Source organism: Acidovorax sp. CF316, assembly GCF_000276605.1.
Taxonomy (GTDB): Bacteria; Pseudomonadota; Gammaproteobacteria; order Burkholderiales; family Burkholderiaceae_C; genus Acidovorax.
In genome coordinates, this window is the sequence record NZ_AKJX01000003.1 from 25,049 (window position 1) to 43,256 (window position 18,208).

At 69.4% G+C, this 18,208-nt stretch carries 14 protein-coding genes and 1 pseudogene; 8 read left to right on the top strand and 7 right to left on the bottom strand.

The genetic code is table 11. From position 1 onward, the window contains the following. Positions 1 to 15: 15 nt before the first annotated feature. Positions 16 to 1,494: a Ppx/GppA phosphatase family protein gene (locus PMI14_RS00120; protein ID WP_007847683.1), complete on the top strand. Its 1,479-nt coding sequence runs from the start codon at positions 16 to 18 to the stop codon at positions 1,492 to 1,494. Positions 1,495 to 1,546: 52 nt separating this feature from the next. Further along, positions 1,547 to 2,113, top strand: a complete 567-nt coding sequence (locus PMI14_RS35450) for a hypothetical protein (protein ID WP_007847684.1) — start codon at positions 1,547 to 1,549, stop codon at positions 2,111 to 2,113. 53 nt (positions 2,114 to 2,166) lie between these two features. Here the strand turns inward: PMI14_RS35450 and PMI14_RS00130 are convergent, their stop codons facing one another. From PMI14_RS00130 to PMI14_RS00150, 5 genes are all read right to left on the bottom strand, one after another. Further along, positions 2,167 to 2,631 carry a histidine phosphatase family protein gene (locus PMI14_RS00130; RefSeq protein ID WP_007847685.1) on the bottom strand — a complete coding sequence of 155 codons (465 nt, stop codon included), beginning with the start codon at positions 2,629 to 2,631 and terminating at the stop codon, positions 2,167 to 2,169. Beyond that, entirely contained in the window at positions 2,631 to 4,694 is a 2,064-nt protein-coding gene (ppk1, locus tag PMI14_RS00135; RefSeq protein WP_035201782.1) for a polyphosphate kinase 1, read from the bottom strand. The genes PMI14_RS00130 and ppk1 overlap by 1 nt, the downstream gene beginning before the upstream one ends. A gap of 174 nt (positions 4,695 to 4,868) precedes the next feature. Next, the gene (locus PMI14_RS00140) at positions 4,869 to 5,960 is read right to left on the bottom strand and encodes a glycosyltransferase family 1 protein (RefSeq protein ID WP_007847687.1); all 1,092 of its coding nucleotides are present in this window, start codon (positions 5,958 to 5,960) and stop codon (positions 4,869 to 4,871) included. Next, positions 5,957 to 6,835 (bottom strand): UDP-2,3-diacylglucosamine diphosphatase, encoded by an 879-nt coding sequence (locus PMI14_RS00145; protein ID WP_007847688.1) that lies wholly within the window; start codon positions 6,833 to 6,835, stop codon positions 5,957 to 5,959. Before PMI14_RS00145 ends, PMI14_RS00140 begins: the two co-directional genes overlap by 4 nt. Further along, positions 6,835 to 7,680, bottom strand: a complete 846-nt coding sequence (locus PMI14_RS00150) for a GNAT family N-acetyltransferase (protein ID WP_007847691.1) — start codon at positions 7,678 to 7,680, stop codon at positions 6,835 to 6,837. The genes PMI14_RS00145 and PMI14_RS00150 overlap by 1 nt, the downstream gene beginning before the upstream one ends. Before the next feature lie 285 nt (positions 7,681 to 7,965). Between PMI14_RS00150 and PMI14_RS00155 the strand changes: the two genes are divergently transcribed. Beyond that, entirely contained in the window at positions 7,966 to 10,194 is a 2,229-nt protein-coding gene (locus PMI14_RS00155; RefSeq protein ID WP_007847694.1) for an EAL domain-containing protein, read from the top strand. Positions 10,195 to 10,208: 14 nt separating this feature from the next. Here PMI14_RS00155 and PMI14_RS33295 read toward each other — a convergent pair whose 3' ends face one another. Beyond that, positions 10,209 to 12,848 (bottom strand): diguanylate cyclase domain-containing protein, encoded by a 2,640-nt coding sequence (locus PMI14_RS33295; RefSeq protein ID WP_007847697.1) that lies wholly within the window; start codon positions 12,846 to 12,848, stop codon positions 10,209 to 10,211. 207 nt (positions 12,849 to 13,055) lie between these two features. Here PMI14_RS33295 and azu point away from each other — a divergent pair, with 207 nt between their 5' ends. The 3 genes from azu to PMI14_RS00175 all read left to right on the top strand — a co-directional run bounded on the left by azu (position 13,056) and on the right by PMI14_RS00175 (position 15,248). Then, a complete protein-coding gene (azu, locus tag PMI14_RS00165; RefSeq protein WP_035201777.1) occupies positions 13,056 to 13,508 on the top strand; it encodes an azurin in 453 nt (150 codons plus the stop codon). 79 nt (positions 13,509 to 13,587) lie between these two features. Beyond that, entirely contained in the window at positions 13,588 to 13,857 is a 270-nt protein-coding gene (locus PMI14_RS00170; protein ID WP_007847701.1) for a hypothetical protein, read from the top strand. Next, positions 13,857 to 15,248, top strand: coding sequence for a hypothetical protein (locus tag PMI14_RS00175; RefSeq protein ID WP_007847705.1), 1,392 nt, complete (start codon positions 13,857 to 13,859; stop codon positions 15,246 to 15,248). The genes PMI14_RS00170 and PMI14_RS00175 overlap by 1 nt, the downstream gene beginning before the upstream one ends. A gap of 12 nt (positions 15,249 to 15,260) precedes the next feature. Here the strand turns inward: PMI14_RS00175 and PMI14_RS00180 are convergent, their stop codons facing one another. Continuing rightward, a complete protein-coding gene (locus PMI14_RS00180) occupies positions 15,261 to 16,166 on the bottom strand; it encodes a LysR family transcriptional regulator (RefSeq protein WP_007847706.1) in 906 nt (301 codons plus the stop codon). Positions 16,167 to 16,267: 101 nt separating this feature from the next. Here PMI14_RS00180 and PMI14_RS00185 point away from each other — a divergent pair, with 101 nt between their 5' ends. Then, positions 16,268 to 17,977: an acyl-CoA dehydrogenase family protein gene (locus PMI14_RS00185; RefSeq protein ID WP_007847708.1), complete on the top strand. Its 1,710-nt coding sequence runs from the start codon at positions 16,268 to 16,270 to the stop codon at positions 17,975 to 17,977. Positions 17,978 to 18,015: 38 nt separating this feature from the next. Next, positions 18,016 to 18,208, top strand: a pseudogene (locus PMI14_RS00190) (tripartite tricarboxylate transporter substrate binding protein); the annotation flags it as partial.

The window sequence follows — 18,208 nt, forward strand, 5'->3', positions numbered from 1 at the left end:
ACCCCGCGCACCACCATGCACAACGGAACACTGCTCGCAGCCGTGGATCTGGGATCCAACAGCTTTCGCCTTGAAATCGGCCGCTACGAGCACGGCCATGTCCAGCGCGTCGAATACCTCAAGGAGACTGTGCGCCAGGGCAATGGCCTGGACGAGGACCGCAACCTCACCCCAGAGGCCATGCAGCGCGGCTGGGACTGCCTGGCACGCTTCGGCGAGCGCCTGGCCGGCTTTTCGCGCACGCAGGTGCGCGCCGTGGCCACCCAGACCCTGCGCGAGGCGCGCAACCGCGAGGAATTCATCGCCCGCGGCAGCCAGGTGCTGGGCTACCCGATCGACGTGGTCTCGGGCCCCGAGGAAGCACGGCTGATCTACCAGGGCGTGGCACGCCTGCTGCCCCAGTCCGACGAGCGCCGGCTGGTGGTGGACATCGGCGGGCGCTCCACCGAACTCATCCTGGGCCAGCAGTTCACGCCGCACGCCGTGGCCTCCTTTCGGGTGGGCAGCGTGGCCTGGTCCTCGCGCTACTTTGCCGGCGGCCTGTTCACGCCCCAGGCCTTCATGGCCGCCGAGATCGCCGCCAAGGCGGTGCTCGACGAAGCCCTGGCCACCTTCCGGCCCGACGGCTGGGATGTGGCCTACGGGTCCTCGGGCACGGCGGGTGCGGTCGGCGACATCCTCACCGCCGCTGGCGGGCCCGAGGGCCTGATCACGCGCGAAGGCCTGGACTGGCTGCACGAGCGCCTGCTGCGTGCGCAGAGCGCCGACCGCGTGCGCCTCGATGGCCTCAAGGACGAGCGCCGCGCCGTGATCGGCGGCGGCATCAGCGTGCTGCGCGCCGTGTTCGACCTGCTGCACATCGAGCAGATGCAGGTGGCCCAGGGCGCCCTGCGCCAGGGCGCGTTGTACGACCTGCTCGACCGCGAGCAGCCGGGCACCGACCTGCGCAGCACCACCGTCAACGGCCTCATGCAGCGCTTTGGCGTGGATGTGGAGCATGCCGAGCGCGTGGCGCGCATCGCCTGCCAGCTGTTCGACCAGGCCGCCCCGGCCGGCAGCGAGCGCGCCTCGCGCAAGCTCGACTGGGCGGCGCGCCTGCACGAGATCGGCTGCCGCATCTCGCACAGCGACTACCACCGCCACGGCGCCTACATCCTGGACCACACCGACGCCGCCGGCTTTGCCATGCCCGAGCTGCACCGCCTGGGCCAGCTGGTGCTGGGCCAGCGTGGCAAGGTGCGCAAGCTCGATGTGGACCTCGAAGACGCGGGATTCGCCCTGCAACTGCTGTGCCTGCGGCTGGCCGTGGCCCTGTGCCATGCGCGCCGCGACCCGGACACCGAGGGCCTGCAGTTGCAGGTCAAGGGCAACCGCTTCCTGCTGTCGGCACGCCGGGGCTGGGCGACGGGCTACCCGCAATCGGCCCACCTGCTGCGCGAGGAAATGCTGGCCTGGCAAAAGACCCCATGGGAGCTGGTGGCAGAGCTGCCGTGACTCGAAAATAAAAACGGTATAAACTGTTTATACCGTTTTACTTTCCGAAGCCATGACTACCACTGCACCAGCATCCATCCCCGTCACCCCCACCGCTGCAGCCACCCCGGCCGCAGCCCCCGCGGCCAAGACACCCGCCGCCGCAAAGACCAGCGCCACCACCAAGGCCGCCGCAGCAGCCAAGACCGCCAAGGCACCCAAGAAGTCCGCAGCAGCCAAGCCTGCCGCCGCCGCGCCCAAGGCAGCCGCCAAGGCCCCCGCAGCCAAGCCTGCGGCCACCGCCAAGACCGCCGCAAAAACCAAGGCAGCAGCCGCCCCCGCTGCGAGCAAGCCCGCTGCAACCGTGGCCCCCGCCAAGGAAGCCAAGGCCAAGAAGCCCAAGCTGGTGCGCGACAGCTTCACCATCCCCAAGGACGAGTACGCCGTGGTCGAGACGCTCAAGCAGCGCGCCGCCGCCCTGGCCCAGCCCGCCAAGAAGAGCGAGCTGCTGCGCGCTGGCCTCAAGCTGCTGGCCGGCCTGTCCGACACCGCCTTGCGCAGCGCGCTGCAGGCCGTGCCGTCGATCAAGACCGGCCGCCCGAAGGCCGACGCACCTGCCGCCAAGAACGGCCGCAAGTAAAAAGCGGCCCTCGGGCCGCTGCGTGGTGGTGATTGAAGGTGCTGCCGCCAGGGTCAGACGAACTCTGGCGACTGCACAGCCATCAGCACCGTCTGGCTTTCGTCCATGCGCTGGCGCTGGCGCAGCCACCACACGGCGCCCTTGCGCACCGCGCATTCGGGCGCCTGCATGCCCAGCAACTGCGCAATGGTCTGGCCCAGCACCGGCTGGTGGCCCACGATCAGCACGGCGCCGCGCGCCCGTGGCCACTGCGCCAGCTCCAGCAGGTCCTCGGTGGTGCCGCCGGGCAGCAGCTCGGCGCGCATCTTGAACTTGCGGCCCAGGGCATCGGCCGTCTGCTCGGTGCGTCGGGATGGGCTGGCCAGCACGCGCAGGCCCTCGGGCAACTGGCGGTCCAGCCAGGCGGCCATGCGCGCCGCCTGCTTCTCGCCCCGTGGCGTGAGCGCGCGGGTCAGGTCGTCCGAGCCGTCCTGGGCTTCTTCGGCCTCGGCATGGCGCCACAGGATCAAGTCCATCATCACGTTCCTTGCTGCTCCACCCGCGCCACCGGCACAGGCGGTCCGTAGCGCACCATGAGCGCCGCCTGCGCACCTTGCCCGTCTTCGGGATGGGGTGCCCGGGCATAGGTGCCGTCGGGGTTGAGCGTCCATGCGTCGCGGTCGTCGTGCAGGTAGGCCACCAGGCACTCGTCGACGATCTGGCGGCGCAGGCGCGGCTCGGTCACGGGCCAGGCCAGCTCCACGCGGCGCATCATGTTGCGGTTCATCCAGTCGGCGCTCGACAGGTACAGGTCTTCCTCGCTGCCTGCGCGAAAGTAGAAAACCCGCGTGTGCTCCAGGAAGCGGCCGATCACCGAGCGCACGCGGATGTTGTCGGTCACTCCCGGCACCTGGGCCGCGAGCATGCAGGCGCCGCGCACGATGAGGTCGATGCGCGCGCCACGCTGGCCGGCCACGATCAGGGCACGCATCAGCGCCTCGTCGGTCAGCGCATTCATCTTCGCGACGATGCGCGCATCCTCGCCCCGGCTGGCGGCCAGGCCCACCTGCTCTATCTTCTCGATCATGCGGCGCTGCAGGTGGAAGGGCGCGAGCAGCAGCTTGCGCAGCTTGGGCGGCCGGTTCTGGCTGGCCAGGTGGTTGAACACACCATCCATGTCGGCCGTGGTGTCCTCGTCGGCCGTGAGGTAGCTCAGGTCGGTGTACAGGCGCGCGGTGCGCACGTTGTAGTTGCCGGTCGACAGGTGCCCGTAGCGGCGCAGCTGGCGCCCCTCGCGGCGCGTCACCAGCAGCATCTTGGCATGGGTCTTGAGCCCCACCACGCCATACACCACCTGGGCCCCGATGGATTCAAGCGCCTCGGCCCAATTGATGTTGGCCTCTTCGTCGAAGCGCGCCTTGAGCTCCACCACGGCCATGACCTCCTTGCCGCGGCGCACGGCCTCGGTCAGCAGGTCCATGAGTTCGGAGTCGGCGCCCGTGCGGTAGATGGTCTGCTTGATGACCAGCACCTGGGGGTCGTTCACCGCCTCGCGCAGAAAGGCCAGCAGCCCATCGAAGCTCTCGAAGGGCTGGTGCATGAGCACGTCGCGCTTGCCCAGCTGCTCCATGATCGAGACCCCCGGCACCAGCTGGCGCGGCCAGGCCGAGCGCCAGGCCGGGAACAGCAGCGCGGGGTCGTTCACCAGGTCCACCAGCTGCGTCAGGCGCACCAGGTTCACCGGGCCGTGCACGCGGTACAGCGCCGGCTCGGGCAGGTCGAACTGCTCGAGCAGGAAGCGCGAGAGGAACTGCGAGCACCCGGCCGAGACCTCCAGCCGCACGGCCTGGCCATAGTGGCGGTGCTGCAGGCCCTGGCGCAGGGCGGTGCGCAGGTTGCGCACATCCTCCTCGTCGAGCGCCAGATCGGAGTGGCGCGTGACGCGGAACTGCGAGAACTCCGTGACCTCGCGGCCGGGAAACAGGTCGTCCAGGTGCGCGCGGATGATGCTCGAGAGGCTCACGAACAGCGATTCGCCCTTGGCAGCCAGGCGCGGCGGCATGCGCACCAGGCGCGGCAGCGCCCGCGGCACCTTGACGATGGCCACCTCGTTCTTGCGGCCGAAGGCATCGTGGCCATGCAGGCGGACGATGAAATTGAGCGACTTGTTGGCCACCTGCGGGAACGGGTGGGCGGGGTCGAGCCCCACCGGGATCAGCAGCGGGCGCACCTCGCGCATGAAATACTCATGCACCCAGGAGCGCTGGGCTGCCGAGCGCTCGCCGTGCGAGACGATGCGGATGCCGTGCCGCGCGAATTCGGGCACCAGGGAGTCGTTGTACAGCGAGTACTGGCGCGCCACCAGGTCATGGGCCTTGGACGCCAGCGCAACGAAGGAGGCCTCGGTATAGACCCCCTTGCCCTCGCCGCTCTTGGCGGCGGTCAGGTGGGCGGCGGCGCGCACCTCGAAGAACTCGTCGAGGTTGGACGACACGATGCACAGGTAACGCAGACGCTCCAGCAGCGGCACGTCGGTGCGCACGGCCCAGTCGAAAACGCGCTCGTTGAAGCCCAGGATGCTGTGGTCCCGATCCAGGAACATCGGCGCCCCCGGCACGGCGGCAGCCACCACAGGCGCGGGCACGGGTTCGGCCGCCGCCTGCCGAGCGGCTTCCTGGCGGTCATCGGGGCTGTCACATTGCGAAATCACAGGTTTTCTGGAGGAGAAGGAAGGCATGGGCACTCGAAAGCCACGGGGAGCGGGTGCCTGCAGTATTTAACGGCCAGATGACAGTGATGTGACAGTTTTTGTGACAGAAACCGCGTCGTCATCTCGGCGTGGACGGGCGGGAACCAGGAATTGCTGGAACAACCGGGCGGTATGCGCCCAGGTGAACTCCAGCGCCCGGTTGCGCGCCTCGTGGCGCGGCACGGCCAGCGCGCTTTGGGCGGCGGTCATCAGGTCCGTGTCCAGCACGCCGCCGCGCGCCTGCCCGCCGGCATGGGCGCCCAGCACTTCCATCGGGCCGTCCTCGAAGTAGGCGGCCACGGGCGTGCCGCAGGCCATGGCCTCCAGCATCACCAGGCCGAAGGTCTCCGAGCGGCTGGGAAAGACGAACACGTCGGCCGCCGCGTACACCCCGGCCAGGGTGGCGCGGTCCAGGATCCCGAGCCAGCGCGCCTGCGGGTAGCGGGCCTTGAGCCGCTCTTCGAGCGGGCCCACGCCACAGATCACCTTGCTGCCCGGCATATCCAGCTGCAAAAAGGCCTCGATGTTCTTCTCGTAGGACACCCGCCCCACATAGAGGGCCACCGGATGGGCCAGGGCACCCACCAAGGGGTGCGGCGTGGCCTCGGCCTGGTAGCTGAAGGCCGTGGTGTCGACCCCGTGCGTCCACTGCCGCAGGTTGCGGAAACCCCGCCGTTCGAGCATCTTGAGCACGCCGACCGTGGGCACCATCACGCCCGACGAAGGCCGGTGGAAGTGCCGGAACAGTGCGTACCCCAGTCCCAGCGGGATGTGCGCTGCGGCATTCAGGATCTCGGGAAAGCGGGTGTGGAAGGCCGTGGTGAAGGCCAGCTTCCTGCGCAGGCAGTAGCGGCGCCCGGCCCAGCCGATGGGGCCCTCGGTCGCCAGGTGGATGGCGTCGGGCTGCAGCTCGTCCAGGATGCGCTGGATCTCCCGGCCCGGCCGGACAGCCAGGTCGATCCCCGGGTAGCCCGGGCAGGGGCGCGTCTTGAACAGGCCCGGCTGGATCACATGCACCTGGTGCCCGGCGCTCTCCATGTGGCGCACCAGTTCCACCAGGGTGGTGACCACGCCATTGATCTGGGGGGACCAGGCGTCGGACAACAAGGCGATTTTCATACGGCCATCTCGCTGCTGCGGGTTTGCGTGTTCGTCTGGTGCCCGGGCACGGAGTGCCACTGCACCAGCTCCAGGCGGCCATCCATGTGCTCGACCAGCGCCGTGTGGCTTTCCACCCAGTCGCCATCGTTGCAGTACAGGATGCCGTCGATCTCGCGCATCTCGGCGCGGTGGATGTGGCCGCAGACCACCCCATCGTGGCCACGGCGGCGCGCCTCGGCAGCCACGGCCACCTCGAAGTCCGTCACGTAGTTCAGCGCCGTCTTCACCTTGCCCTTGAGATAGGCCGACAGCGACCAGTACGGCAGCCCCATGCGCGCGCGCAGCGTGTTCAGGTGCCGGTTGAGCTTGAGCGTGAACTCGTAGAGGTTGTCGCCCACATAGGCGAGCCACTTGGCGCACTGGATCACGCCATCGAAATAGTCGCCATGGGTCACCCACAGGGTGCGGCCATCGGCCGTGGTGTGCACTGTGTCCTCGGCCACCTCGATGCCGCCGAACGAATGGCCGACGAAGGCCCGGGCGAACTCGTCGTGGTTGCCGGGCACGAACACCACGCGGCAGCCCTTGCGCGCGCGGCGAAGCAGCTTTTGCACCACGTCGTTGTGGGCCTGGGGCCAGAACCAGCGGCGGCGCAGTTGCCAGCCGTCCACGATGTCGCCCACCAGGTACAGGTGGTCGCTCGGGTGGTGCTTGAGGAAGTCGAGCAGGCCCTCGGCCTGACAGCCGGGCGTGCCCAGGTGCAGGTCGGAGATGAACACCGCGCGCAGGTGGCGGTGGCCCGGTGGATGCGCGTCGTCGGCGTCGGCGGCAGAGTCCTGCCCACCTCCCACGTGTGCAGTCCAGTCGCCGAGCGCGTCGAACGCGGCGCGCATCAGGCCCCCAGGAAGTGCTTGCGGTAACGGGGGTGCAGGTCTGCCAGGCGCATCAGCATCGGCAGGTCTGCAGAATTGAAGTCCGGGTCCCAGGCCGGGGCACCCAGCACCCGCGCACCCAGGCGCAGGTAGCCCTTGATCAGGGCCGGCGGCTCCACGAAGGTGGAGCCGTCGAGCTTCTCGACGGGCAGTGGCAGGCGGGGCAGCACGTGGTATTCGATGGGGGCCAGGTGCGTCTGGCGCACCTGGTTCCAGATGCTGGCGGCCGCGTCGCCGCTGATCACGCCGTTGTGCAGCATGGGGATGCTGGCACAGCCGATCATGGTGTCGAGCTGGTTGCGCACCATGAAGTCGGCCAGCGCGCTCCACAGCGCCATGATCACGCCGCCGTGGCGGTGCTCGGGGTGCACGCAGCTGCGGCCCAGTTCCACCATGCGCGGGCGCAGGGTGCGCAGGCGGGTGAGGTCGAATTCGGTGTCGCTGTAGGTGCTGCCCACGCGGCGCGCCTGCGCGGGGGTCAGGACCCGGTAGGTGCCAATCACCTGCCGGCTGGCCGCATCCCGCACCAGCAGGTGCTCGCAATAGTCGTCGAACAGGTCCACATCGTGGCCGGGCACGGGGGTCGTCAATCGAGCGCCCATTTCCCCGGCAAACACGTCGAACCGGAGCTTCTGTGCCTGGCGGACCTCGTCGAGGTGCCGTGCCCACTCCACCTCCACACCGCCACGCACCGGGATGCCGGCCACCGCAGCGACCGCGCCCACCGCGGATTCGGGGCGCTGAATTGCGCCCCTGGAGGGGGCGGCAGGGGCCAGCGGCAGGGTGGGGTTGGGCAAATCGCTCATGGATCAACTCCTTCGTACAAGGCGGCCCCATGGCCGCTGGTGCCCCGGATCACCGGGTGGTGTGCTTCAATGCGATGGAGTTTGAAAGCCGCAGGTGACGCCTGCGTGTCCGCAGGATGTCAATGCCATGACAAGCGGGATGCACCACCCGACTGCGCCCTGGGGGTGCCTGCACCTGTGCGGAAGGGGTCCGGTTACCAGGCGGTTACCGCTGTAAGCCTGGACTGCTACACTTTGGTACATTTTTTTTGGGGCATCGCGCCTCACCCCCCGGGTCCGGCCGCCATGTCCTTGCTGTCCATTGCCCCAGAACGCCTGCCGTCTGGGGACTCTTCCGACGCGTCTTTGGAGCGCACGCTGCGCGAGCAGCAGATGCTGCTCGAGAGCGCGGGCGTGGGCATCGTGTTCATCCGCCAGCGGGTGGTGGTGCGCTGCAACCCGCGCTATGCGGAGATCTTCGGCTACGAGTCGGCGCAGCGTCTGGCGGGCCTGAGCAGCGAGGCCTTCTACCCCGACCGCGACGCCTTCCGCGCCCTGGGGCGCGAGGCCTACCCCGTGCTGGCCCGGGGACAGGCCTACCGCGTGGAGCGCCAGATGCGCCGGCGCAACGGGCGGCTGTTCTGGGGCAGCCTCACCGGGCGGCTCATCAACCCGCAGGACACGAGCGAAGGCTCGATCTGGATCCTCGACGACATCGACGAGCACAAGCAGGCCCAGGCCCTGCTGAGCGCCGCCGTGCGCGAAAAGCAGGTGCTGTTCGACCAGGCCATGGTCGGCATCGTGTTCCTGCGCGACCGGCACCTGACGCGTTGCAACCGCCATTTCGAGCACATGCTGGGCTACGGCCCCGGTGAGCTGGCGGGCAGTCCCTCGCGCCGCTGGTATGCCAGCGACGAGGACTGGGAGGAGGTGGGCCACCGCTGCTACCCCGTGCTCGCCGCCGGCCAGTCCTACGAGGGCGAGGTGGTCATGTGCCGCCGGGACGGCACGCCGCTCACCTGCGAGGTGCGCGCCAAGTTCATCGATCCCGACGACCCGGACCAGGGATCGATCTGGATCACCATGGACATCTCCGAGCGCAAGCAGGCCCAGGCGGCCCTGGCGCGCGTGCATGAACAACTGGAGCAGCAGGTGCAGGACCGCACGCGCGAGCTGCGCGAGACGGTGGACAACCTGCACCGCGAGATCAGCGACCGCAAGGCCGACCAGGACCGCATCTACTGGCTGGCCCACTACGACCCGCTCACCGGCCTGCCCAACCGCACCCTGCTGTCCGAGCGCGCCCAGGAGGCGATCCGCGTGGCGCAGGAGGGCAATACGCCGCTGGCGCTGATCTTCCTGGACCTGGACCATTTCAAGCATGTCAACGACTCGCTGGGCCACCGCGTGGGCGACGCCCTGCTGGTGGAGATCGCCAAGCGCCTGCGCGCGGTGGTGCGCGACAAGGACACCGTCTCGCGCCTGGGGGGCGACGAGTTCATCCTGCTGCTGCCGGGCGCCAATGCCCACGGGGCCGCACGCGTGGCCGGCAAGCTGCAGGAGGCCTCGCGACAGCACTACCAGATCGACCACCACGAGCTGACCATGGCGCCGTCCATGGGAGTGGCCCTGTTCCCGCAGGACGGCGCCGACTTCGACACGCTGACCCAGTCGGCCGACGTGGCCATGTACCGTGCCAAGCTCGACGGGCGCAACACCTTCCGCTTCTTCACGCCCGAAATGCAGGCCCAGTCGGTGCGCGCCCTGCAGGTCGAGAACGCGCTGCGCCGCGCGCTGGAGCGCGGCCAGCTGTACCTGCACTACCAGCCCCAGATCCACCTGGCCACCGGCCAGGTGCACAGCGTGGAGGCCCTGCTGCGCTGGGACCACCCGCAGATGGGCAGCATCTCGCCCACCGAGTTCATCCCCATCGCGGAGGACAGCGGCCAGATCCTGCAGATCGGCGAATGGGTGCTGCGCACGGCCCTTACCCAGCTCAAGGACTGGCACGCCAACGGTTTTCCGGGGCTGACCATGGCGGTCAACCTCTCGGCGATCCAGTTCCGCCAGCCCCAGTTGCCCGAGCTGGTGAGCCGCATCCTGACCATTTTCGAGCTGCCGCCCGACTGCCTGGAGCTGGAACTGACCGAAGGCGTGGCCGTGGACGACCCGCACTCGGCCGTGGCCACCATGGACAGCCTGCACTCGCGCGGGGTGCGCATGTCCATGGATGACTTCGGCACCGGCTACTCGTCGCTGAGCCAACTCAAGCGCTTCCAGATCTTCAAGCTCAAGATCGACCAGTCCTTCGTGCGCGACCTGGGCGACGATGGCAACGACCGCGCCATCGTCAGCGCCATCATCCGCATGGCCCAGGCACTGGGCATGCGCACCACGGCCGAAGGCGTGGAAACGCCAGGCCAGTTGGCCTTCCTGCGTGAGCAGGGCTGCGACGAGGCCCAGGGCTACCTGTTCAGCCGGCCGTTGCCGGCCGACGAGCTGGAACTTTTTCTGCGCCAGTACCTGCCCGCGTAGTCCCCCGCGCGGCGTCAAGACAGCGGTTGCACCACCTGCGCCAGCTGCACGCGGTGCTTTCCGGACCGCTTGGCCTGCAGCATGGCCTCGTCCGCCTCGGCCAGCAGTTCCTGCGCGTCGAGCCGCCCCTGCGACAGCGCGACACCGATGCTCATGCCCACGCGCACGGTCGCGCCGGAGGCCGGCAGGTGCACGGGCTGGCAAACCGCCTGCATCAGGCGATCGAGCACGGCACGCCATTCGTCCCCGGCCACGGGCGTGAGGACCAGCACGAACTCGTCTCCCCCGATGCGCGCCGCCGTGTCCGATGCACGGATGCTGCCGGAGATGCGCCGGGCCAGCTCGACCAGGAGCTGGTCACCCGCATCGTGCCCGAACTGGTCGTTCACGGCCTTGAATCCATCCAGGTCGGAGAAGCACACCGCCACCCCGTGGCCGGCCCGCTGCGCCGCCGCCAGGGCCTGGCGCAGGCGGTCCACCAGCAGCAGGCGGTTGGGCAATTGCGTGAGCGCATCGTGGAAGGCCACGTGCGTCATCTGCGCATGCGCCCGCTTGGCCGCCGAGATGTCCACCGCCATCCAGAAGGTCTCGCTGTCGGACAGGCCCACTCCGCTCAGGTCCACCCAGATGGCCTCGCCGCTCCTGTGCTGCAGGCGCACGTCGGTGCGGTAGTTCTGGCCCCGGCCCAGCCGCAGCGCGGCGGCCTCTTCCACGTTGCGGTAGTCCTCGCCGCGCGCATACAGGGCCTGGACCTCGGTCCCCTCGAGTTCGCCGGGCCCATAGCCCAGCATGCGCTCCATGGCGACATTCTTCCAGGTGATGGTGCGTCCGCTGAGTTTGAGCATGCCCACCAGGTCGCTGTTGAGCATGGCCGACTGCTCGTGCAACAGTGCCTGTACCTGGCGCAGCGCCTCGTGCTGCGCCGTCACATCGACCGCCACGGTGCGGCTCATCAGGAAGTTGCCCTGCCCGTCCTGTCCATCGCGCACGGCCGTGGAGTTGATGCGCACGAAGCGGCGCGCAGCGCCCGGCGGCGCCAGCTCGACCTCGATCTCGGGTGCCCGCTCCTGCAGGGTGAGCATGAGGAAGTGGTCATGGAAGCGCTGGCGGTGCTCGCCCTGCAGCAGCTCGCTGAAGCGGGTATGAGAGTCCAGGGGCGTGCTGCCCAGCCATTGCTGCAGGGTGGCATTGATGTGTACGACACCGCCATCGGCATCGAGTGAAAAATACCCGCAGGGTGCATGGTCGTAGAGGTCTTGCATGCGCGCCGCGGACTCTTCGACACGCTGCAAGAGGCGCTTCCTGTCGGTGATGTCCCGGGCTGAGCCGAAGATCAGCAACCGTCCGTCGATGTCCACCGCATGCCAGTGCAAGTCGACATCGATGACCTCGCCGTCCGCCCGCCGGTGCTGAACCTCCACACGCTGCCGATCTCCATCACGCACTTTGGCCAGCCAGCCGCGGATGGCCGTTTCGTTCTGGTTGGCATCCCAGCTGGACACGTGCCTGCCCTGCAGCGCCTCCCGGGAAGATCGGTGCATCTGCGCGAACGAATCGCTCATCTCGACCAGGTGTCCCTGGCGGTCGATGATGTGGATGCCGTCACCAGCCACGCGCAAAAGGATCTGTGTGCGCCGGCTCTGCGCCTCCAGGGCGCGCAGGGTGCCCAGTTCGCGCAGCCCCAGCCGGTAGACCACGATGGCGGCAGCGCAGCTCAGCAGCCACATGAGCCCCGCCATCAGCGACAGCGTGCGTGCCTCCTGCGCCAGGGGCTGGAAGAAATGCTGGTTGTTGAGCCCTGCAAAGACGATGAACGGCCAGCCCTGCACTTCACGGTAGGCGACCGTCCGCTCCACTCCATCGGTCGCAGAAGCGGCCGTGTAGACGCCGGATGAAGGCTTGATCGCCAGGGTAGCCCGCAGCTCGTCGGAGACCTGGGTCGATCCAATCTCGACATGGACCTCGTTCCCGGGCGACATCCATGCCACGAAACGCAGATCCCGCGTCCGGAGCGTGATGGCGTCGCGCTCACCCAGCTCGTAGCCGTGGAACATCTGTGCAAAGTGGTCCACCCGGATGGTCGCGTACAGGACCCCCGCGAACTGACCGTTCACGCGCAGGGGACGTGCGATGACGATCACCCAGTTGCCTGAGACCTGCGAGACCACGGGTCGGGAAACGATGGGATCGCCCGATACGGACTGGCTGGCCTGCTGGAAGAATTCCCGGCCAGCGATTGACGGTACCATCGCCCCTCCCACCTGATTGCCCCACCGCACGGCGCCCTTCTCATCCGCCAGTCGAAAGCCTTCGGCGCCCCGGAGCAGGTGGCGCCGCTCATCGAGCAGGCGCTGGATGTCGTCGCCCGCCACACGCGAGCCAAATCCGCTGCGCAGGAGGTCATCCATCGTCATCCTGAGCACGGCATCGATCAGGCCCAGCTCGGAGCCCACGTTGGCACCGGTGATCGCCACCAGGCTTTCCGCCGTGGTGCGGGCTCGCTCTTCGTGGTTCTGCCGCGAAGAGGACAGCACCCACAGAACCAGGCCACACAGCAGCGCCGCAAGCAGGGCATTGGCGCCCGTCAGCAATGCCCCCAGCCGGCGGCCGGGTTGCTCGGCGCGCAGGGGCATGGGTGGGGAATTCTCGGCCATGGACCATGCTAGCTCAAGCCGGGGTCCCGAAATACCGGGCCTTCCCCTGTCCCCACCGGATTGCCGCTGCAAGAGGGCGCACGCGCCGTTGATGCACATCAAGGAGCCCAGCGGCCAGCGGTGGTCCACTCACCGCCAGGCCCGGCCTCTCACGCCGGGCATGCAAGCGCCTTTTTACCGATGGAGAAATCGACAATGACGACCAGGATGATGATGAAGAGTTCCGCCGCCCTGCTGCTGACCGCCCTGCTTGCCAGCCCGGCGTTTGCCGCCACCTGCGATGTGGAGATCGAAGGCAACGATGCCATGCAGTTCAACAAGCAGAGCATCGCCGTGCCTGCCAGCTGCAAGCAGTTCACCGTGAAGCTCAAGCACGTGGGCAAGCTGCCCAAGACGGCCATGGGCCACAACTGGGTGCTGACCAAGGCGGCCGATGCCCAGGGCGCGGCCGCCGATGGCATGGCGGCCGGCGTGGACAAGGCCTACGTCAAGGCCGGGGATGCCCGCGTGATCGCGCACACCAAGGTCATCGGCGGTGGCGAGACCGACGCGGTGGGCTTCGACGTGTCCAGGCTCAAGGCAGGAGAGGCCTACGCCTGGTTCTGCTCCTTTCCGGGCCATTCCAGCCTGATGAAGGGCACGCTGACGCTGGCCAGGTAAGGCCGCCCAAACCAGGCGCATCCAGCCAACGCGCGACAGGCAGGCGAGAATCGGGGGCAGAACCCGAAGAAAGTCGCCCATGAGCATCGTCGTCTACTGGCTGGAAGCACCCGGCACTCCCGCCATGCAGGTCTTCGACCCGGGCCAGCTGATGCCGGCCCTGCAGTTCTGCGAAGACAAGCGCAAGGCCGGCAAGCGCCATGTGAGCCTTTCCAGCGAACTCAGCGAGAGCGTGGGGCGTGCCGGGGTGAGCACGGTGCAAGCCCGGCTCCTGCCCGACGGTTCGCCCTACGACTGGACCAAGTCCCACCGTGGCGCCGGACCCGAGCCCACAGGCGGCAGGGGTTGATGTCCGATCCGGGGGCACTGCCCCGGCCTCCCCGCCCGCCCCTGCTCGACCAGGTGCTGCGCACGGCTGCACGCCGCTACCGGCTGCCTGCAGAGCCTGAGGCAGGACCCCAGGCCGGCCCCACGGCCGCCATGGCCCTGGCCCTCGAACAGGTGCGCCGGGCCCGGGCCGGCGCGCAGCGCCCCGATGCGGCCACGCGGCAGTCGTTCCTGGAAGCCCTGGCCCACCTGATCCGCGAGGCCATGCGCATGGAGGATGGGGACGCGGCCTACCAGGCCACCGTGCTCGCACGCCAGGCCCCGCAGGTGCAGGAATGCATCGACCTGCAGAACCATGCCGAGCAGGACCGCCGGCAGCTGCGCGCGGGCGCCAATGCCGTGGCACACCCCGCCAGGCGCCAGCACTGCGGCCCCGGTGCACTGCACGATGCCCTGGAGCGCCTGCACGCCCAGGCGGAGTCCGGGCAGTGGGCCGCACTGGGCGATACGCTGCAGCAGTTGCTTGCCATGGCGCAGACCGCCGATGCGCCTGCGCTGCAGCGCAGCCTGGCCCGGCTGCTGGAAGGCCCTGCCCTGGCACGCCTGCAACGCGCCGGCGCGCTGCAGGACGACCCGCAGGTACAGGCCTACCAGCGCCTGCGCGACCGGCAGGGCCCCCGCCCGGGCACGGCCGAAGCCAGCGCCTATGGCGACATGGCGCAGCAGCGCGGTGCCGCCATGGAAACCCTGGCCGCCCGGGCCCTGGAGGCCCTGGCGCAGCGACTGGACCGGGCCGAGGGCAGCCACGGTGCCTGGCGCGTGGTGACCTCGCTGCGGGTGCCGCCCTCCATCCCCGCCAGCGCCGAGCGCGCCAAGAGCGAATGGGATGCCGTGCTGCTGCACCAGGCCCCCGGCACTGCGGGCCAGCCACCAGCCTGGGATGTCTGCCTGCTGCTGGAGGCCAAGGCCTCGGTGGATGCCGTGGCGAGCGATTTTTCGCGCCTGCGGCGCGGCCTGCGCCTGCTTGGCCATGCCGACGCGGGCACGGCGTACACCTTCCTCAGCCGAGAGGGCGAAGTGCGGCTGCGCGGCGCCTCCCTGGGCGCCCTGGACAGGCCGGACACGGATCTGCGGGCTACGGTGCTCTACTGCACCGACGCCCCCGCCCCGCCAACACCCCACCTGCTTGCCGCCGCAAGCCGCATGCAGCTGCTCGGCGCCGCCCAGAGCCTGGCGTTCGCCACCGCACTGGCCGAGGGCCGGCCGGCCGATGCGCAGGACCTGGAGCCCGTCTGGCAGGCCCTGCTGGAATCACCGCAGTGGGAACCCGTGCTGCAGCAGTACCCCACGCTGCGCTGCGTGCGGGAGCTGATGGTGCATGTGGACGACCTGGCGCAGGCCGTGCAAGGCTGAGCGACCTGCCAGTCAGTCGCTTGCCGCCCGGCCGGCGCGATCGGGGTGTGCCGCCAGCTCCTCGAGCAGGCGCGGCACCAGCACGTTGCGCGAGGCCGCCTGCCAGACCCCATAGGCCTCGGACTGCCGGCCCGAACCAGCCAGCGGCCGGAACACCGCTCCCGGCAGGGCGCAGTGCCGCATCGCATCGGGCACCAGGGCCACGCCCATGCCCTGGGACACCAGGGACACCACGGCCAGCCAGTGCCGCACCTGCATGCGCACCTCGGGGTAGAAGCCTGCGTCGGCACAGACCGAGAGGATGCGCGCGTGGTAGTCGGGCGACGCACTGCGCGAGAACAGCACGAACGGCTCGTCCTTGAGCTGGCCCACCGCCACCGCGCGCTTCCTGGCCAGCCGATGACCTGCGGGCAGGCAGGCCACGAAAGGCTCGGACACCAGCAGGCGGCAGTCGAGCTCGGCCGGCACGCGGTGCGTGTGGGCAAAGCCGATGTCCAGCCGGTCGTGGAGCAGCTCGGCCATCTGCTCGGCGGAGTTGAGCTCGGTCAGCGTGACCCGCACGGCCGGGTGTGCGGCCTGGAAGCGCACCAGCGCCTGCGGCAGGCCGCGGTAGAGCATGGAGCCGACGAAGCCGATGCGCAGCCGGCCGGCCGCCCCCTGGGCCACCTGGCGCGCCTCGGTGGCGGCCTCCTGGGCCGCCTGCAGCAGGCTCAGCGCCGAGGCCTGCAGCGCCTGCCCTGCCGGCGTGAGGCGCACGGCCTTGCTGCTGCGCTCGAACAGCTGCGCGCCCACCGAATCCTCGAGCTGGCGGATGGCCACGCTCAGCGGCGGCTGGGAGATGGCCAGGCGCCGGGCGGCCCGTCCGAAGTGCAGTTCCTCGGCCAGGACAACAAAGTACCGAAGGTGGCGCAGTTCCATCGCAAACCCTTTACCGATATTCAAATCGGAATGAACAAGACCTAATCAATATTAGACAAGAATTGATCACCGGCCAAGAATCGCGGCAAAGGAGACACGCCATGCCCACCCGTTCTTCGCCATCCGACGCGGTCCACGACCACCCCGTGCCCGACCGCCATGGCGCCAGCCTCTACGACAGCGACACCGAACTGCACCGGCTGCTGGCGCTCTACCTGCCGGCCGACCTGCTGGCGCACATGCGCCCGCATTTCGAGCGGCTGGGCGCGCTGGCCGGTGGCGTGCTGGATGAACTGGCCGGCACCGCCGACAGGAACCCGCCCACCCTGTCGCTGCGCACCCGCACGGGCATCGACCTGCAGACGGTCCACAAGCACCCGGCCTACGTGGAGATGGAGCGGCTGGCCTTCAGCGAGTTCGGCCTGGCCGCGATGTCGCACCGCGAGGAGACGCTGGGGTGGAAGGGGCGCATGCCGCCGCTGGTCAAGTACGTGCTCACCTACCTCTTCGTGCAGGCCGAGTTCGGCCTGTGCTGCCCGGTGTCGATGACCGACTCGCTGGCGCGCACCCTGAAGAAATTCGGCAGCCCCGAGCTGGTCGCGCGCTTCCTGCCGCGCCTGCAGCACCTGGACTTCGACCGCGTGGCCCAGGGCGCCATGTTCATGACGGAGCAAGCCGCCGGCTCGGACATCGCGGCAACGCAGACGCGCGCCTGGCTCGATGGGCAGGGCCAATGGCGCCTCACCGGCGACAAGTGGTTCTGCTCCAACCCCGATGCCGATTTCGCGATGGTGCTGGCGCGCTGCGATGGCGGCAGCCCGGGCCTGAAGGGGGTCTCGCTGTTCCTGCTGCCTCGCCTGCTCGATGGCGGGGCACCCAACCACTACCGCATCCTGCGGCTCAAGGACAAGCTGGGCACGCGCTCCATGGCCAGTGGCGAGATCCGGCTCGAAGGGGCGCTGGCCTACCTGGTCGGCGAGCAGGGCCGGGGTTTCGTGCAGATGGCCGACATGGTGAACAACTCGCGCCTGTCCAACGGCGTGCGCGCAGCCGGCCTGATGCGCCGCGCCGTCGCCGAGGCCGAGCACATCGCCCGCGAGCGCCGGGCCTTCGGCAAACCCCTGCAGGACATGCCGCTGATGCAGCGCCAGTTGCACAAGCTGGTGCTGCCCGCCGAGCAGGCCCGCAGCATGGTGTTCCAGACCGCCCAGGCGCTGGCACGCTCCGACGCGGGCGAGGCCGCTGCCTATCCCCTGCTGCGCATCCTGACGCCGCTCATCAAGTTCCGCGCCTGCCGCGATGCACGCAAGGTGACCGGCGATGCCATGGAGGTGCGCGGCGGCTGCGGCTACATCGAGGAGTGGAGCGATCCCCGCCTGGTGCGCGACGCGCACCTGGGCTCGATCTGGGAGGGCACCAGCAACATCGTGGCCCTGGACGTGGTCCGCGCGGTGAAGCGCGAGGGCTCGCTGCCCGTGCTGCAGGCCCATTGCGAGGCGCTGCTGGACGACGCTGCCATCGCGCCGGGCTTTGCGGCCGCGCTGCGCGGTGCGCTCGCCCGCGCGGCAGCGCTGGCCCTGCTCGCGGCCGACGAGGGCGGCGATGTGCTCGCGCGCCAGGCCGCCTCGGCGCTCTACCACGTCACCAGCGCCATCGCCATGGCCTGGGAGGGCGCACGCGGTGGTTCCGCGCAGCGCATCGAATGGGCGCAGCTGGTGCTGCTGCACCGCGTGCTGCCGCGCGACCCGCTCGCCCCGCCGCACCTGCCGCTGGAATGGACCGGCGGCGCCGCGAACGCCGTGCCGGCCTGATCGACCGCTTTCCCCCACGACAACACGGAGACAAACCGATGCGACTTCTCACCACCCTCGTGCTCGCCAGCGCCGCTGCACTGCCGCTGATGCCGCTGGCGCACGCCGACACCTTCCCGGACCGTCCCATCACGCTGGTGATCCCCTTCCCGCCTGGCGGCCCCACCGATGCCATGGCACGCACGCTCGCGGCCGAGATGAAGGACCGGCTGGGCCAGCCGATGGTGGGGG

Excerpts from the sequence above, each read along its gene's own strand:
- PMI14_RS00120 (WP_007847683.1), top strand. The coding sequence starts at position 16 with ATGCACAACGGAACACTGCTCGCAGCCGTGGATCTGGGATCCAACAGC.
- PMI14_RS35450 (WP_007847684.1), top strand. The coding sequence starts at position 1,547 with ATGACTACCACTGCACCAGCATCCATCCCCGTCACCCCCACCGCTGCA.
- PMI14_RS00130 (WP_007847685.1), bottom strand. The coding sequence starts at position 2,631 with ATGATGGACTTGATCCTGTGGCGCCATGCCGAGGCCGAAGAAGCCCAG.
- ppk1 (WP_035201782.1), bottom strand. The coding sequence starts at position 4,694 with ATGTTCCTGGATCGGGACCACAGCATCCTGGGCTTCAACGAGCGCGTT.
- PMI14_RS00140 (WP_007847687.1), bottom strand. The coding sequence starts at position 5,960 with ATGAAAATCGCCTTGTTGTCCGACGCCTGGTCCCCCCAGATCAATGGC.
- PMI14_RS00145 (WP_007847688.1), bottom strand. The coding sequence starts at position 6,835 with ATGCGCGCCGCGTTCGACGCGCTCGGCGACTGGACTGCACACGTGGGA.
- PMI14_RS00150 (WP_007847691.1), bottom strand. The coding sequence starts at position 7,680 with ATGAGCGATTTGCCCAACCCCACCCTGCCGCTGGCCCCTGCCGCCCCC.
- PMI14_RS00155 (WP_007847694.1), top strand. The coding sequence starts at position 7,966 with ATGTCCTTGCTGTCCATTGCCCCAGAACGCCTGCCGTCTGGGGACTCT.
- PMI14_RS33295 (WP_007847697.1), bottom strand. The coding sequence starts at position 12,848 with ATGGCCGAGAATTCCCCACCCATGCCCCTGCGCGCCGAGCAACCCGGC.
- azu (WP_035201777.1), top strand. The coding sequence starts at position 13,056 with ATGATGATGAAGAGTTCCGCCGCCCTGCTGCTGACCGCCCTGCTTGCC.
- PMI14_RS00170 (WP_007847701.1), top strand. The coding sequence starts at position 13,588 with ATGAGCATCGTCGTCTACTGGCTGGAAGCACCCGGCACTCCCGCCATG.
- PMI14_RS00175 (WP_007847705.1), top strand. The coding sequence starts at position 13,857 with ATGTCCGATCCGGGGGCACTGCCCCGGCCTCCCCGCCCGCCCCTGCTC.
- PMI14_RS00180 (WP_007847706.1), bottom strand. The coding sequence starts at position 16,166 with ATGGAACTGCGCCACCTTCGGTACTTTGTTGTCCTGGCCGAGGAACTG.
- PMI14_RS00185 (WP_007847708.1), top strand. The coding sequence starts at position 16,268 with ATGCCCACCCGTTCTTCGCCATCCGACGCGGTCCACGACCACCCCGTG.